At 45.7% G+C, this 15,273-nt stretch carries 7 protein-coding genes; 4 read left to right on the top strand and 3 right to left on the bottom strand.

What is annotated here, in order from left to right; all coding sequences use genetic code 11:
- Nucleotides 1-15 precede the first annotated feature (15 nt).
- On the top strand, nucleotides 16-171 hold the full coding sequence (locus AAF463_RS24420; protein ID WP_350262492.1) for a hypothetical protein: 156 nt from the start codon (nucleotides 16-18) through the stop codon (nucleotides 169-171).
- A gap of 367 nt (nucleotides 172-538) precedes the next feature.
- On the top strand, nucleotides 539-5,551 hold the full coding sequence (locus tag AAF463_RS24415) for a DUF6543 domain-containing protein (RefSeq protein ID WP_350262491.1): 5,013 nt from the start codon (nucleotides 539-541) through the stop codon (nucleotides 5,549-5,551).
- Nucleotides 5,552-6,167: 616 nt separating this feature from the next.
- Here the strand turns inward: AAF463_RS24415 and dnaB are convergent.
- Nucleotides 6,168-7,553 (bottom strand): replicative DNA helicase, encoded by a 1,386-nt coding sequence (dnaB, locus tag AAF463_RS24410; protein WP_350262490.1) that lies wholly within the window; start codon nucleotides 7,551-7,553, stop codon nucleotides 6,168-6,170.
- A 173-nt stretch (nucleotides 7,554-7,726) separates the two neighbouring features.
- On the opposite strand from dnaB, the gene AAF463_RS24405 reads away from it, so the two are divergent.
- Complete coding sequence (locus AAF463_RS24405; RefSeq protein ID WP_350262489.1) at nucleotides 7,727-8,188, top strand: hypothetical protein; 462 nt, start codon at nucleotides 7,727-7,729, stop codon at nucleotides 8,186-8,188.
- Nucleotides 8,189-8,790: 602 nt separating this feature from the next.
- A complete protein-coding gene (locus AAF463_RS24400; RefSeq protein ID WP_350262786.1) occupies nucleotides 8,791-9,717 on the top strand; it encodes an Rpn family recombination-promoting nuclease/putative transposase in 927 nt (308 codons plus the stop codon).
- A 388-nt stretch (nucleotides 9,718-10,105) separates the two neighbouring features.
- On the opposite strand, the gene AAF463_RS24395 is transcribed toward AAF463_RS24400, so the two are convergent.
- Nucleotides 10,106-12,373: a hypothetical protein gene (locus tag AAF463_RS24395; protein ID WP_350262488.1), complete on the bottom strand. Its 2,268-nt coding sequence runs from the start codon at nucleotides 12,371-12,373 to the stop codon at nucleotides 10,106-10,108.
- Between the two features lie 15 nt (nucleotides 12,374-12,388).
- The gene (locus AAF463_RS24390) at nucleotides 12,389-15,139 is read right to left on the bottom strand and encodes a hypothetical protein (RefSeq protein WP_350262487.1); all 2,751 of its coding nucleotides are present in this window, start codon (nucleotides 15,137-15,139) and stop codon (nucleotides 12,389-12,391) included.
- Between the last annotated feature and the right edge of the window lie 134 nt (nucleotides 15,140-15,273).

Here is a 15,273-nt window from a genome sequence, read left to right as displayed (position 1 = left end):
CATCAGGAACAACGTATGAAGAAGGTGCTGTTTAAAGAATGTGATGCTTTACAACATTATCACGAATATGCTGAAGCGGTGGGCAGACGTTTACACACTATTCGCGAGATATTCCGAGGAAGCCACGGGAAGCATCAGAGGTATATCCGTGGCGTGATTCAACGTTATTGAGTCCTGTACAGGGATGTCATTGCTATACTGATGGTCGCTCTGGTGGCGAGTTGTGCGGGCTCGCCCGAGCCGGTGCCCTTTCCATAAAATACGCGTCAAGCTAAAGAAAACCTACATTTATCAGATATATAACTTCATATTTTACATCATCATTATATTTAAAATTATTGCTTGTCATTTTTTTAGATCAATATTTCACTGAGGCTTATACCATACGGCTCCCTAAAATCTACGCAAGAGATGACAACATCGAGGGTGTGGTTTTTAGCTAATAAAAACGTATAACTAATACGCTGGTTCTGCTTAATAGGGTAGGAAAATTTCAAAGCTTGCCTGCAGACATTAGCTATAAATATGGAGTCAGTAAATGCCTGTAGTAACGCCATCCTCCAAGATCTCAGTATCGAATACGGCAATCGCTACCGTAAACCCTCGTACATCCCATTTTCGTACACTCAAAAGTATCGGTAATTCTCCCGGTTCTACCGAATCTTTATTTTCAGCTGTGACGGATCATGACATACCCAGCCACAGTACTTTCTCAGTGACATCCAACGTCAGGCAGAATGTTAAGTATGCCTTACAGGAGATAAGCGAATTTTACACATTTCGGACGGCGGCAAAGAATATATTCTCTCCCCGGTGCGCTGAACAAAACGACGCTAAACTCCATAAAAATACTGGGATTGTAATTGCAGAATCTATCAGAAACCTGACGGGTTGGGCAGAGCGTCCGTGTTACGAGTTGGCAGCGATTATTCAGGATGCATTCAAAGATATTCCTCCAGACTTTGGACTGTTAAAGAAGACGATTAAACAAACGCAACTCAACAATCTTCATTTAACCCCGGATAAACTTGTCTCTGGGCCGCTCAAAAAAAATATCTTTGATAATGCACGTGCTGCAGCTCATCTTGCTCAACACGGGAAATTCCACTTTACAGTAAAAATCACGCCGGCAGTGGCGCTGTTCGAATGGCTACTTACGACTTTTAGCCCGATATTGTGCCGGGGTGAGATGGAGATGAAAGAAGTAAGGGCACTGAAACATGAGATAAAAGCTCTTAATGATGAGGCAACGGCGCTAAGATCACGCAGTGAAGGTATGACGCGTATGCAGCAACGGGCAGATAAACTTGAGGCAAAATGTCTGGAGTTCTGGCAAGCGTTGCTTCGTAATCCGGAGGATCGCATCCTTCAGGAGCAATTCCACACGGCGTTGCAGGCATCTGAAGAATTCGGCCAGCGCAGAAAAAGTACGCGGAATGAGCTTCAGCGTGAAAGAGCCCCTTATCCCGTGACAAACTCTGGTCAATCTTCTGTGGCTTTACTCCCGCCAGTCGTGGCCAGCACAACCACTGGAATTGTCGCAACAGGGGTAAGGCGTAGAGGCTTATTTGCAGCACTGGCCGGGGGAACGTTGATTGCTGGAGGTGGTGCCTTCGCGATGCTGAAGAAAATTTACACCGTTCCGGATACGGCACGCATGCCTGCCACAGATTCACTAAATGGCAAATCTGAATCCGTGTTTGAGAATAGAGTGTCTGCCTCAGAGATCACAGAGCTGCAAAATGAACTGGAGCAGGAGATGGCTGCGGTCGAACCCGATGCAGAGGGGCGCCTGAGTATTCTTTCACTGGGCGATCAATTACGCGAACTGCATGAAAGACACGGTGACAGTAAAAATTTTATAAACGAAGCGCGCGCAATGCTGCTGGATCATGGGCTACTGCATGCACTGGATCAGCTGCTCCTTCCTGCTCAGAATGAATCGTCTTCTTTATCTGTCCGCCGCCGACGAGATGTTTCAAGTGGGGCGCAATCTGCTGAAATGAAAATACCGCCTCATGTGGATATACACGAGACGGCACAACTGGCTGTGCTGAATCGCCTCATCACTACATCAGGAGAGGCAACAAAGAACAATGAACAACTCTACTTTTCCAAATGGCGGGACAGGCTGCCATCAGGTGAAAATTTCGCATGGTTGCGTTATGCACCCGAAGACCGCCAACACGCCTACAAAAAACTCCTGGACTATGTAGCCACGAGCAAAGACGCGATGGCGTCTGCTTCGCATAAAGTGCTGGTGGAGCATCCTGGATTTGCGCATATAGTCCAGCAGTTGCGCCAGTTGCACCTTCCTATTCAGCCAGAGTATATCCGCCTAAACGCCACTCTCACTGAGCGCGTGGGAAGTTTGTCAATTCCTGGCTCGTTCAGCCTTACACTTGATGAAGCATGGCAGACGGGCATGCTCGATAAAATGTTAAAAGCACCTGATCTCGAAGTTGATATTCAATCCCAACGCCGCCGTATGAAAGGGAAAAGGCGAGATGCGTTTCGTCACGCATTTAATGGGATAACCGCTCCGCCTGATATAACGGCGGTAGTGAACAATGACCACGTTCAGCTGGCCTTCCGTCAGCTTATTGAAGCACGCTTTGAGCTAAGCACCCTAGAGGCTGAGCTCAAAGGCGAATTGAGAAGCAACGATCAGATTCGGGGTCTGCAAATCGTCAGTAAATTTCGTGCAGGTGCCAACGATGTCAAAGCAGGTCAGTTGACATTCAGCGCGCGTGACAACTCTGGTCAGCCCATGCAAATCCCCCTGTCAGGTTGGCTGGTACTGCGGGACGATGAAGGGAGCTGCGTGCTTTATGACGCAGATGCCAGTGAACGCCGTCACTATTTCAGCAGCGAAAAGGAAATGCTGCAGTTCGTGAGTGAAAAAAGACTGCAGGATGACACGATTGAGGCGGGCCGACTTGAAACGGCTGCACGTGCAGAAAACGCGGAGGATGCATGGCGACTGGGGGATTTTTTTCATGCGCTTAAAAAGGATTCACGTGTCTGGTCCGAACGCAATGCGGCACTCCATTTCACTCCGGGGAAAAGCGTTACCTACGGGGGGGCGATGGGTGCATTTGCCGGGCGTCTGTTAGCGAGAAATACTGCCACTCTTAAATATGATGTGGCCACTCAGGAGTTGGCCAACCGCGTTGTACGACTTCAGGGCCACTTGATTCGCGTAATGGATAATTCCCCGACGCTCTCCCTGCTCGGTTTTACGCAACAGTGGATCAAAAGCAGGAATGAATACGGACGTTTTCTTCAGGATAAAGGTGTATTTGAACACGCCGCGGATTTTGATCCGGATGATGTTTTAATCAAGCCACATCACGGTGGCAACATCGGGACAATAACCGAGTTTTCAGCCTTCCGGCGCCGCCAGGAGCCAGGCGGTGATACCTTTGCGCTGGGTATGGAAGTCTTGCCAAAGGCAGTGGCAGATGATGATTATGTCGGCGCACTGACGATCAGGGAGAAATATGCCTTTGCTGATGTGCTTAAGCGAGCGATCGCCCATCCAATTGTGACAGGAGCGACGAACTCTGCAGATAGGCGCTATATCGCAACGCTTGAGCCCGATGAGCAGCAGCGTCTCAACCTGGCGATGCAATTGTTCCTTAAGCTGAATCACCCTGATGTGAAGAGTGGGCTGGATGAGGCGCTGAGAACAGGTTTTCCTGGCACAGATTATCAGGCACATCTCAGCAGACAATTGGATTTCAGTAAACCGCAAAACTCAGCGCTTCGTGACGCATGGAATGCCGCGGAATGTTCCAAAATGCAGCTTGCGTTAAACATGGCGAAACAAAATACGGCTTCGTCATGGGGAACGATTTTACCTGCTAGGGATGCTATGCGCTTAGGCCGGCTGATTGAAGCCTACCCGGAGAGTACCTTTTCAGGAAACGACTTTATGGCACCGCTAACGGTTGGTGACGTCCCCGTGCCTGGCATGGTGATGTTTACAGTGCGGGATCGTCAGTCAAAGTGGGAGCTTAATCAATTTATTCAGTCTCAATATGTTTATATTCCTGAGGCGATCCACGGTAGCCATATTTTTACGCTTAAGGATTTTAATGCGCTGATGATGCATTCGGAGAAAGCCCAGGATGCGGTGAAATCAAGGGTCACGCTCGCGGATCAGAACAGAATAGATAATGCGTTCAGACATGCTGCATCCGGTGGAGCAGGTGCAGGCTATACCATTTCGTCAAATTATGACCTGTACAGTGAAATGGTGAAACAACAGATTGCTGATGCGGATGAGATGACCATCAGCCATTGGGAGGTAATCCGTGATGCAGCGATGACAGGCCTCGGTATTATGGTCCTGCCGGCGTGCATGGCGACAGGTCCTGCAGCAGCAGTATCGTGTGCAGGGCTGACGGCTGTTACTCTTGCGGATGACGTTCATAATGCAATGGAATTGTGGAAGCGTGGGGATCGGGGCCTGGCGATACTGACGGGACTGATGGGCTCACTGGACGTTACTGATATTACCAGAGGCTTAAAAGTGCTTGGGCGCGGAGCGGGTCTCATACAGGCTGCGACGCGCATAGTGAAGCGTACGCCAGATGTCTTGAAAGGCGTCTCAGGTGGCGTGCAGGGGATGCTTAAAAGAGGGGACCATCTGACGTTTGCAAACACGTTAAAAGCCAGCACAAGGCATACATCGGCTTTTGAAGCGGGGTGGCTGAAGCGGGACTGGTCTTTAACAGTGGACCTTGAAACGGCGAAGAAGGGCAAACCGCGTGGTCAGCCTGATGGCGAATTCTGGGAGCTGGATGGAAAATGGTACATCAGAGAGCGAGGCTATACGGGGGAATCGCCTTTGATTTATAGAGTAACCATTGGAAATGGAGGCGGGGTGCGTGTAGTTGATCCTGCTGATCCATCTATTCCAGGTGAACGGATAAGATGGAACACTCAAAAATGGGTGAAGGATTCATCAGGACTAAAAGGGGGTATGAAAGTCAGTGATGATGTTCTTATGGATAAACTCCAACGTAACAAAAAAAATTACGAAAAAGAAGCTGATAAGGAAAGAGCTTGCGACGAGAAGACGCAACGCGTACTTAGATTTATGCGGACAGATAAAGAACTCTGGAAGGCCATTGAAGATAAACTTGAAGTAAGAGTAATGAAGGTTATTGATGATGAGCCGACAAAAACTATCAAAATGAAGGGAAAAGATGGAGAGGCGTGGTCAGGGAGTTACCATGTGTATCTTACCGTCAATCTTAATAACGAACGGTTTATTATTGATCCCTATGTAGGCGGCCCAGGCTCATGCGCAAAAATGAGCGAACTGGAGTTCATTGAAAAACACTGGGCGGGTAAAAATGGGAAAGATTATGAGCTCAAAACCCTGGCGCCTGCAGAAGAGTTGGGTTATGAGGGCACCCCAGGCGATGAGAACGATATGGTGACGTTTACGCTGGATGATTTTATCAAAAGTTCGAGCTTATATGATCCTGATTATTATCCTTCCCATAGTTTCTATATTGAGAGGCAGCATGAGCGATAAAAAGACATTCATCTGCAATCTGGCGGAAGATTGTGTTTGCAGTCTTTTGATGTGCAAAAGTAAACATGGCTTAAACGCTTTCTTTCTCAATAATTTACATGTAAATATGGTCTAAGCTGCTAATATGAGGTATGAACGCAACTGAAAAGAAGATAGTTTGGTTTTTTGGTCAAAAAGTAGAGCATTGGCTTACAGGTAAACGGTTATAAATTCTTGTGAAGTTACAACGCCCCTTTAGTAAACCTTACTGAAGGGGCTGGTTATTCCAAAGTGTTTATCAGCGTAGGTATTAAGTTTGATTCATAAAGAAAAACTTTTCGGTTGAATATAAATTATTTCTACGGGGGGCGATAAATATCAGTTATTATTGGGTTGTGGATATTAATGGCCAATAGCATTTCATTATACTAATCACTTACGCAAAGAGAACTTACATGCAAGGATTAAAATGAGGCTGGGCACATTCATCGTAGTCTATGCTTTAAAGAATGACTTACCGGGCATAAAAACTCCGTAAAGCGAAGAGGATGGCCCGTCATGTCACGCCAAAACGCATTGACTTAAAAAATGTTTTACCGGGCCTTTATAACATCAATAAACCGCTACCCGAGGACGATTAAAGATCGTCAAAACGAGAGAAATGTCCCTGAAAACGCAGTCTCAAACTCCCAATAGGGCCATTCCTTTGTTTACCGATAATGATTTCGGCAACACCGCGGTCAGCACTCATTTCGTCATAGACCTCATCGCGATAAATAAACATTATCACATCCGCATCTTGCTCAATGGAGCCAGATTCCCTGAGATCTGAATTTATCGGACGCTTGTCAGCACGTTGTTCAAGGGCACGATTTAACTGGGAAAGGGCGACCACAGGAACATTCAGCTCTTTAGCCAGTGACTTTAATGATCGCGTAATCTCGGCAATTTCAAGTGTACGATTACCTTCGTAGGCGGAACCAGGAACACGCATCAGCTGGAGGTAATCGAGCATAATCATGCTTAATCCTCCGTGTTCCCGTGCGGCGCGCCGTGCACGGGTTCGTAACTGTTCGGGTGTCAGGCCTGATGAGTCGTCAATCAGAATATTGTCTTTCTGCAGAAGCAATGCCATGGTACTGGAGATTTTTGCCCAATCTTCATCTTCCAGTTTACCACTCATGATCTTTGACAAGTCCACCCTTGATTGCGATGCCAGTAGTCTCATCATGACATGTTCTTTTGGCATCTCGAGGCTAAATATCAACACGGGTTTGTCATGAACCATTGCGGCATTTTCGCAGATATTCATGGCGAAGGTGGTCTTACCCATAGAGGGGCGGGCAGCAATAATCACCAAATCGGCGCTCTGAAATCCGGATGTCATTTCATTAAGGGCATTGAAGCCCGTATTAACACCGGTAACGCCATCATGAGGATTACTGTAAAGTAACTCTATCCTGCTTACAGTTGACTCTAACGCCTGTGCAATACTAACGACAGCATTCTTTGCCGTGGCGGAGCGTCTTTCTGACAGCTCGAAAATAAGCTTTTCCGCCGTGTCCAGAAGTTCATCACTGTTTCGACCGGCAGTGTTGTAGCCAGCATCTACAATCTGATTGCCTGCGGAGATCATTTCCCGAACAATCGCGCGCTCGCGAATAATTTCCGCATACGCCCGATAATTTGCGATGCCGGGAATGCTTTTTGAAAGCTCTGCAACATAAGCAAAGCTGCCCGCGGTCTCAAGCTTATCTTTGATTTCAAGACTTTCGGTGAGCGTTATGAGATCAATAGGTTTACCCTGGGCTAACAAGGTCCGCATCTCACGAAAAATGAGACGATGTACTTTGTGATAAAAGTCGTTTTCACTTATGATTTCAGTTACGTCATCCCATAAGTCATTGTCCAGCATAAGAATGCCCAATATTGACTGTTCAGCCTCAAGGCTGAAAGGCACTAATTTTAACTGTGCCAGATTATTGGGAACGCTTTCCGAGGGTGAGGATTCACGCTTAGACATATGAAGATCCGATATAAGTAAAATGACAATGAATTATCCCTGATAAATGAATTTGTTGCTAGTCGATATCTTGTGGTATTAAGTCCTTTCAGAACAGAGCAGGGTTAAGATTGATGGCCGAGTGATGTTTGATTTTAATGTAATTTTATTTGATTACAGAAGGGGTGACGTGCATGGCTGAGAAAGAGCCGGGGCCAGCATCGCTTTACGAACTTGTTGTCAAGAATTCTGCGATGGGCGAACGCTTGCAGGCGCTGAGCCTCCACGCGATGTTGTTAAACAGGATTGAAAAAGAGATTCAGTGCTATCTGCCGGGGCTGGCACGTAAGCGGGTGAAAGTCGCAAATTTTAATCAGGGCAAACTGGTACTTGAAACAGGCTCTCAAAAAGAGATGCTGTTGCTAAGCACCCGGAAAGTAGCATTGATGAAAAAGTTAAAGCCTCTTCTTCAGGGCTTGTGTGACATCGCCTTCATTGTCAGAGAGGATACAGGTGTAAAAAAAACGTCTGCCGGCGCACGTAGCCTCTCCCCTGAAAGTGCTGCCATGCTGGAGTGGGTCGCATCACTCGCTCCGGAAGGCCTTAGCGAAGCACTTCAAAGGCTTGCCCGATATAAACATAACGTACCTGAATGAAATGCCCCGGTTTTGGAACGCGCATCACAACTCATGGTTAAACGGGGGCGTGCGTAGTTTCATCGTAGCCATATTACAATCGCCTAAATGTCAGATGATGGTGCCTGTGAATGTAAAGGCGTTACAAACAAATGATTGTCTTGCTTACGGAAAGTTAACGCTGATTAGCAACGTAATGAATGCGTTTTTATCACTACATGAATAATGAAATGGTGCTTGCACTATGTAATCATTGTATGGATATGCAATGAGTTAACTCTCTGGTTATCTGAATATTCAAGGACGTCATCGCTTTTACTACTACTTCATCATGCTGACATTCAACCATGTTGTCTCTCATTGACTGAGGGGTACTTTCTCAGATGGCCGTTAATTTGACCTGCGAATAAGTATAGCGGGATAGTCACTTATTCAGGAAAGGGATTTGCCTGTGTATTCAATCAGGTATTGGTGAATCGGGCTTGGCAAAGGGGCTGCAGAGAAAACTCTTTGCAAGAGATGAAATTAACTTTGCATTTTTTGACAACTGGTTGCAGGATCACATCGTCTCCCGGCATGATGCAATAATATGGAAAGTTTTGAAAAAAATTCTGTCAGTATTGATGGTGATGAATATGACCTGCGTAACTCCCCGTGATGCCATGTATCGACATTTTATGATGCAGCCAGAAATAGCCCGTGAACTCTTTGAATGCCATTTTCCTGAAGAAGTGAAAGATCTTTGTGACTTCACTACGCTCCAACTGGAACCCCAAACATTTACAGAAGATAAAGCCCGGCAGCATTTTAGAGATGTATTTTACAGCTTGAGTATGGTCTCGGGTGATGTTTGCTATGTACATGTCGTTATTACGCATCAGCCAGCGCCGGACAAGCATATTGCTTTCAGAATGCTTAAATACGCGGTCGCTGCTATGCAGCAACATCTGGATGCTGGTTATGAACACTTACCGCTGGTCATCCCACTATTAATTACTACTGGTACATGCCGTTCCCGTCTTTCTCCCCGCCGGTGGCTTGACGACTTCAGTGACCCTTCACTGGCTGAAAAACTCTATAGTAAGCCATTCCCCCTGATTGATCTTTCAATGACTAAGGATGATGAAATAGGAGTACATAATGGGCTTGCTGCCCTGAATTTGCTGCATCATCGTAGTCATCGAACGGATTCAATGTACCTAATTGAGAGGCTTGACACTGTTCTGCAGGAAAAGAGGATGTCTCCATCCCTCATTACGGTACTGATGAATTATCTGATACAAACGGGCGAGACACCTGATGCAGAGGCTTTCGTCCGAGAGCTGGCGCACAGAGTACCGCACCATCAGGAGACACTACTGAATATTGCAAAACAATTTGAATTGAGCGGTTATGAAAAGGCGGTTGAAAAAGGGATTGCAGAAGGAGAGAGACTGGCGATGCTAAAAATTGCTCGCCGTATGCTTGAAAACGGACTGGACCGCAGTAGCGTTAAGAGTATGACTGGGCTGAGTGAGGAAGACCTGCTGCAAAATCTGACATGGCGTTGATGACGCGCTCACATCTACGAATCACAAGGCTAGAAGATACCTGTTGAAGGCTTTCATCAGGTATATCTGCACCTGTTGACTCTGAGATTATCTATAAAACCAGGTGCAACAGGACCGATAAGTTTAAAGTAGCCGTACAAACCGTCGAAACGTGAGTTCATGTAGTCAACGCAATATCTCACTCATGCTTACTTTTAGATAATGGAGACGCTTTCTCAAATTTTTTAGTGAATTTTCATAGGGCTCTTGAACGCTGAAATATGTTTTGCTGAAGTCTTCCTAAAGTGGATTGCTGGGTATGAATGAAAAGGCATTATAAAAAGCCCTCATGGAATTAGTGCATATTATGCTTCGTTATGACACGGAGCATGACGAAAAGGGTAATAACTCAAATATGCACGTTATCCCAGTGCCACTTATCCCCTAGTGGTCTTGAAATATATATGCCTTGGAAGTCTTCCGGCGCCGATACAGATGGATTTCCGTCACTAAAAACAATTGTTGTGGTATTGTAAGCGTAATTATTAATATGAATAACTCCCCACGGTAGTGCTGATGCTGGTGGCAGAGTGATTTGTTTTGCCCAGAAGTATGAATTCATAATAATCTTGATCATTACGATCTCATTACCAAGACTATCTTGACCTTCAAAGAAGTTTAATATAGATTCAGCGGTTATGTTATTATAATTTTCGGCTCTGAGCCATGGGATTGATTCAATGTCTATGGAATAGCTGAGTGTAATTAATTCATCAAGTTTTTCCATCTGCTTAAGTAGAGGTCTGGCAATTTTAACCAGCAACGACAGCCTCTTATTATAACTTGGTCTCAATATTAAAGTAGATATCTCTTTCTCAATGGAATCAAGGTCGGGCCGAACAATATTTTCTACCAGCTCTGTATGCTCTGGGCTTTTAAACAATGCTTCAAGCCGGTGTTCATAATGTTCAAACATCGACTTATGTTGATGATACAAACTATCTTCAAAAGAGAGTAAGTGATACCGTTTCGTATTATCGCCCACATTGCGACGCACATAAATATGCAGGTTATCTTCCATGTGAGAATCAGGGCCAGTCATCCAAAGACCTTCACTTTCTGTTGATGTCTCACTTGGTTTACCGTTATCAAGAATAGAAACACGTTCAGAATAATTCTTCCTGTTAATTACCAATTCATACATGTAATGCCTGAAATTTCGCGCTTCGTTACTGCTAAAAGCAACGATAATTTCATCCGAGTCACCCAGGCTGACGGAAGAAAGCGTCTCCTGCAGCAATAGTCGCTGGGCGGCGTCCAGCAAGTTCATCATTGCGGGCCTGAGATCCTCACGTTGCGGCGCGATGACTTCTTCCTCAAGGGTATCGATGAGCTCCTGTGTTACGTTATCTGCGAGATGAGTATAATTTTCATCAGTGAACAGGGCATTAAGCCGGGCTTCACTGATCGACATCGCGTTGCTGGTTATCTGCTTACCGGAGTGATAGACGATATACGTCCTGAGCGCATTTTCTACAGATAAGTGTATCTCAATTCGGAAGTTATCTGCCATACGGAAATCTGACTGGATTGTCCAGACGCCATTCGCGTCTGCCACTGATTTTACGGGGTCGCCATAGTGTACTTCGGCGATAGATGTCGACTGGTGTTTCTCTTCCTGTATAAGATGATAATGATATTGTTTGAAATCCCGGCTCAGCTTAGGATTGAAGATAACCTGAATAGTCTGTTTCGTGTCGACGATGACCTCGATAATTGTTGATTCCAACAGTAATCGGTGTGCGGTATGGTACAGCGATAGATATCGTTTTTTTGTATCAGAATCCAGTGTTACAGTTGATATTTCCTGCTCCAGAGCGATTAAGTCCTCGCCCATTACGTCATCGTCAAGCAATGTTTGCATATCGTCGATGAATAATGCGTTAAGTCTGTCCTTCAACCCCGGACGTATCCAGTCTTTGATAACAGTCACATCCCTCCCGTTTGTATCCATTATTTTCATATCAATGACCAATGGTGAGCTGGCAGGTACCCATAAATAATTAAGGCAGTCACTATAACGGGGAGAGAACAGACGATCCGAGTTATTCTCATCAGGTGCATTTTTTTCACCGGCCCGGATATACCTGCTATGGCTGTTTATATAGTTACATAAATAGAATGGCCAGTGAAACTGCCTTCTCGCCGGCTCAGGAAGACAGAGGCTAAAACTTTCGTAGAGAAACCCCTTCCCCGTGACCTGAATGTGCAGGATTTCACCATTGACAAGGTCTCCGGTCGAAAGCAGAGCCTGATTATTACGCAGCCCATTTCGCCAGTTATCGGCATATGGGCTTGTCGTGAATGCACTGATGTGTTCGCCGCTTAAATCCCATACAGGAATCCCGGCGGGAGTTAAGTCCGTTAACAGCTCGCCATCATTTCCTTCCGTTCCCGCAGCAATGAACCGGCTGTTCTCGTTAATTACGTCTGCAAAGAGAGTCGGCCATTGCGTCATTCCCCGTTGGTCCTGAGGCAGACTTCGAGAAATTTGCTCCCTGATGGCCCCGGTATCTGGGTCACAGATAACCGCCGTCACGGTTTCACTCTCATGTGCATCCCGGTCTGATACAATTTTTACATCCGTCAACGCAATCCAGCTGTAATCTTTTTTCATTTTGTGGCCTCAGGATTAAACGACGTAAATCCGTGCTGCAGGAGTCTCACGAAGAGTGAAGAGAACATACGCTCTATACTCCAGATGAGCCTTAAATAAAAAAGTATCCGTTGGGCCTACCGTGTAGGTTTTAACGGATGGAGTTGCATTAATCGGGTATCTGAATGCATCCCTGTGCTTACCGTTCATGTTCACGTGGAAATAATAATCTCTGAATTGCCGGTGATCTGCCTTTTTGAAGGTAACAGACACTTGATCACCGCTAATACTTACACTCACGGCTTCATCTAGCATCAGGATCTGCGCATCATCAATCTGCGCTCTGATATGACTCTTCCTCTCCGGGCTAAGTTTCATCCCGATGAGCTCTGTTCTCAGTGCGTCAAGATTTGCCTGTGTAACGCTCGTGGCGAGTGCTTTTCCGTTGTAAAGCGCTTTAATACCATTTTCCAGAATCTGCTGTTCGACTGCGGTAGTATTAAAAACGTTTTTTCCGGATGAGTGGACGATAAAGGTTTGTTTTATACCAAGAACAGAGTGGCGGATCTCAATATGGAAAGTATCTGAAGGGCCGGCTGATGTGGCAGAAGACCAGATAAATTCATTCAGCGTCGAACTGGCTGCTTTACCTTTTTTAAGCTCTGACTGATAACGGCCATTAATTATCAGATAATAATCATAATTTCTGAAATCCCTGCCGGGCTTATTGTTGAACTTCACTAACACTTTGTTAAAGTCATCAACCATAACATCTGAAAGAGTGTCGTTAAGCAACAGTGGTAATGCTGCATCAAGCATGGCTGTAAGTTTTGTTCGCTGCGTGCCAGCGAGCTTCATCGCAGAAAGTTCTTGCCAAAGTGCGTCCAAACCATCCTGAGTTACGCCTGGTACCAGAGCCTTTCCTTTTTTCAGCGCATTGAGTTTATTTTCAAGTGACAGCTGATCAGTGGCAGAGGTATAAAAAACGCCTGCGCTGGAGGTATGAATGACGCGTCTCAGGGGGCCTCTGCGTACCTCAATACGCATGGTGTCAGCGGGGCCGCCTGTAGTGGGTATTATCCATGAAGTCCCTTTCACCGAGCACGGGCTAACGGCGATACCCTGATTGAGTTCTGTCAGGCGCTTTTCGTTCAGAAACACATCGTAATCGTAATTTCTGAAGTCTCTGCCTGATGTGGTGCTGAAGACAACAATTACATTATTCAGCGCATCTATCGTGACACTGGAAAGTGATTCTTTGAGAAGTGTTAACTGTGCTGCATCGACTTCATGCATCAAAGTATCGTAGGGAGGAGCTGTGGAGTTTTTACTTTCCAGCAAAGCGAGAATGCTATCTATCTCAACTTGTATTTCGCCCGTACGCAGAACTTTTTTTGTTTCATCAGCGTACAGAGCATGTATACGAAGCTTTAGATCTTCCTGCTCTTTTTTAAGCAGATGCTTTGCCAGCTGCAGCCTTTCTGTCAGGACTGATAAAAATTCGGCATCAAACTTTCTGCCACTAATTTCCTGCTCCAGCATGTCGATATCCTTTAATACCACGCCATTTCGCAGGACTGTAAAGCCGACATCGGAAAATAAAGCATTCATTTTATCTTCAGTTTCACTTTTCGTATCGTATGACTCATAGAACACGTTATGCGCAGATTTGTACAATGTATAAGTTTCGCCAGTGTTGCCAGCTTTACGTACTTCCAGGCTAAAGGCATCAGTAAGTTTAGGCGTAAGTGGCACCGTCCATGACAGGGCATCAAGGCGTGAGGGGTAGGTAGGCTCACCTGACTGAAGTTCAGACTGATCTTCATCGTTAAGGCGCAGGAAGTAGTGGTAATCCCTGAAATGGCGTGTCTGCGTCTGACTAAAGGTGACTGTTACATGATTTTTTGTGTTCACTTTACAGTTGAGGACCGTCTCATTTAGCAACAGTTGTTGCGCATCCGAAATCTGGTGCTGAATTTCAGCGTAATCCGCGCACCATGACAATTCATTCTGAACCTCATCGCCTATTTCATCGATATCCGCCTGCGTTATGCTCGCTAATAACGCTTTACGAGTCTCATCAGTAAACAGCATACGAATACGTTGTTTCAGGTTTTTCACGCGGGTATCCAGCATTTTATGTGCATGGTTAAGCAGGCCTAAAAGCTCTTCCCGTTCCTGTACGCTCAGGTCGAGGGTCAGTAATTCTTTTTGCAATGAAACAATATCCTGAGGCTCTATCTGGGAGAGCAGAGCGGATAAGGTGGCATCCTTAAATAACGCCTTAATGCGGCTATGCAATGACAGGCTTTCAGTTGAAGGAAAAGGAAATACATATTTTTCCATCCGGTAGCGCACGATGAGGTAAAGCGCTGACAGGTCGCAGGTAACATAGTCAATGATCCATGTCCGGGTGAATCTCTCATAGTGTGAAAAATTATGAGCTACCCCTTTCGACAACCTGCCGATACAAATTTTTTCAGAGTTACACAAATCGAACTCAGCGCTAAAAAGATAAGGATCAATCATTTCACTGAAGCAAACAGTGACCGTTTGACCGCCGAGTTTCATTTCGCCTTCATAAAGGTCATCTGAGGAAACAATCGTGTATGAATTAAGGAGGGCATTAATTATGTATGGCTCAATCAGCTCCTTTTTATTACTTTCATTGGATACTGCTCTTATCTCGCGGGGGGACAACCTGAGCTGAGCCTGCATAAGGCCATCTGTGAAACCAAAGACAGAATAGCCCGTTTTCAAGCGGTTCTGGGGTAATGGGTCAGTCATAAGTGCTCCATTTCAGTAATTGAAGCGGAAGGATCGAGATGTCTGTTTCTTAAAAGTAGCCTACAAACAGAGCAAGTTACATGGGCTACCAGCCAAAAAGAGTGGGATTCCGGCGGATATTGATCGCGAAAGCG

Source organism: Pantoea sp. BJ2 (assembly GCF_040255075.1).
GTDB classification, from domain to species: domain Bacteria; phylum Pseudomonadota; class Gammaproteobacteria; order Enterobacterales; family Enterobacteriaceae; genus Pantoea; species Pantoea leporis.
This window is presented reverse-complemented; position numbering and strand designations above follow the sequence as displayed.

Coding starts and splice junctions, on each gene's coding strand:
- AAF463_RS24420 (WP_350262492.1), top strand. CDS start 16: ATGAAGAAGGTGCTGTTTAAAGAATGTGATGCTTTACAACATTATCAC.
- AAF463_RS24405 (WP_350262489.1), top strand. CDS start 7,727: ATGGCTGAGAAAGAGCCGGGGCCAGCATCGCTTTACGAACTTGTTGTC.
- AAF463_RS24390 (WP_350262487.1), bottom strand. CDS start 15,139: ATGACTGACCCATTACCCCAGAACCGCTTGAAAACGGGCTATTCTGTC.
- AAF463_RS24415 (WP_350262491.1), top strand. CDS start 539: ATGCCTGTAGTAACGCCATCCTCCAAGATCTCAGTATCGAATACGGCA.
- AAF463_RS24400 (WP_350262786.1), top strand. CDS start 8,791: ATGGTGATGAATATGACCTGCGTAACTCCCCGTGATGCCATGTATCGA.
- dnaB (WP_350262490.1), bottom strand. CDS start 7,553: ATGTCTAAGCGTGAATCCTCACCCTCGGAAAGCGTTCCCAATAATCTG.
- AAF463_RS24395 (WP_350262488.1), bottom strand. CDS start 12,373: ATGAAAAAAGATTACAGCTGGATTGCGTTGACGGATGTAAAAATTGTA.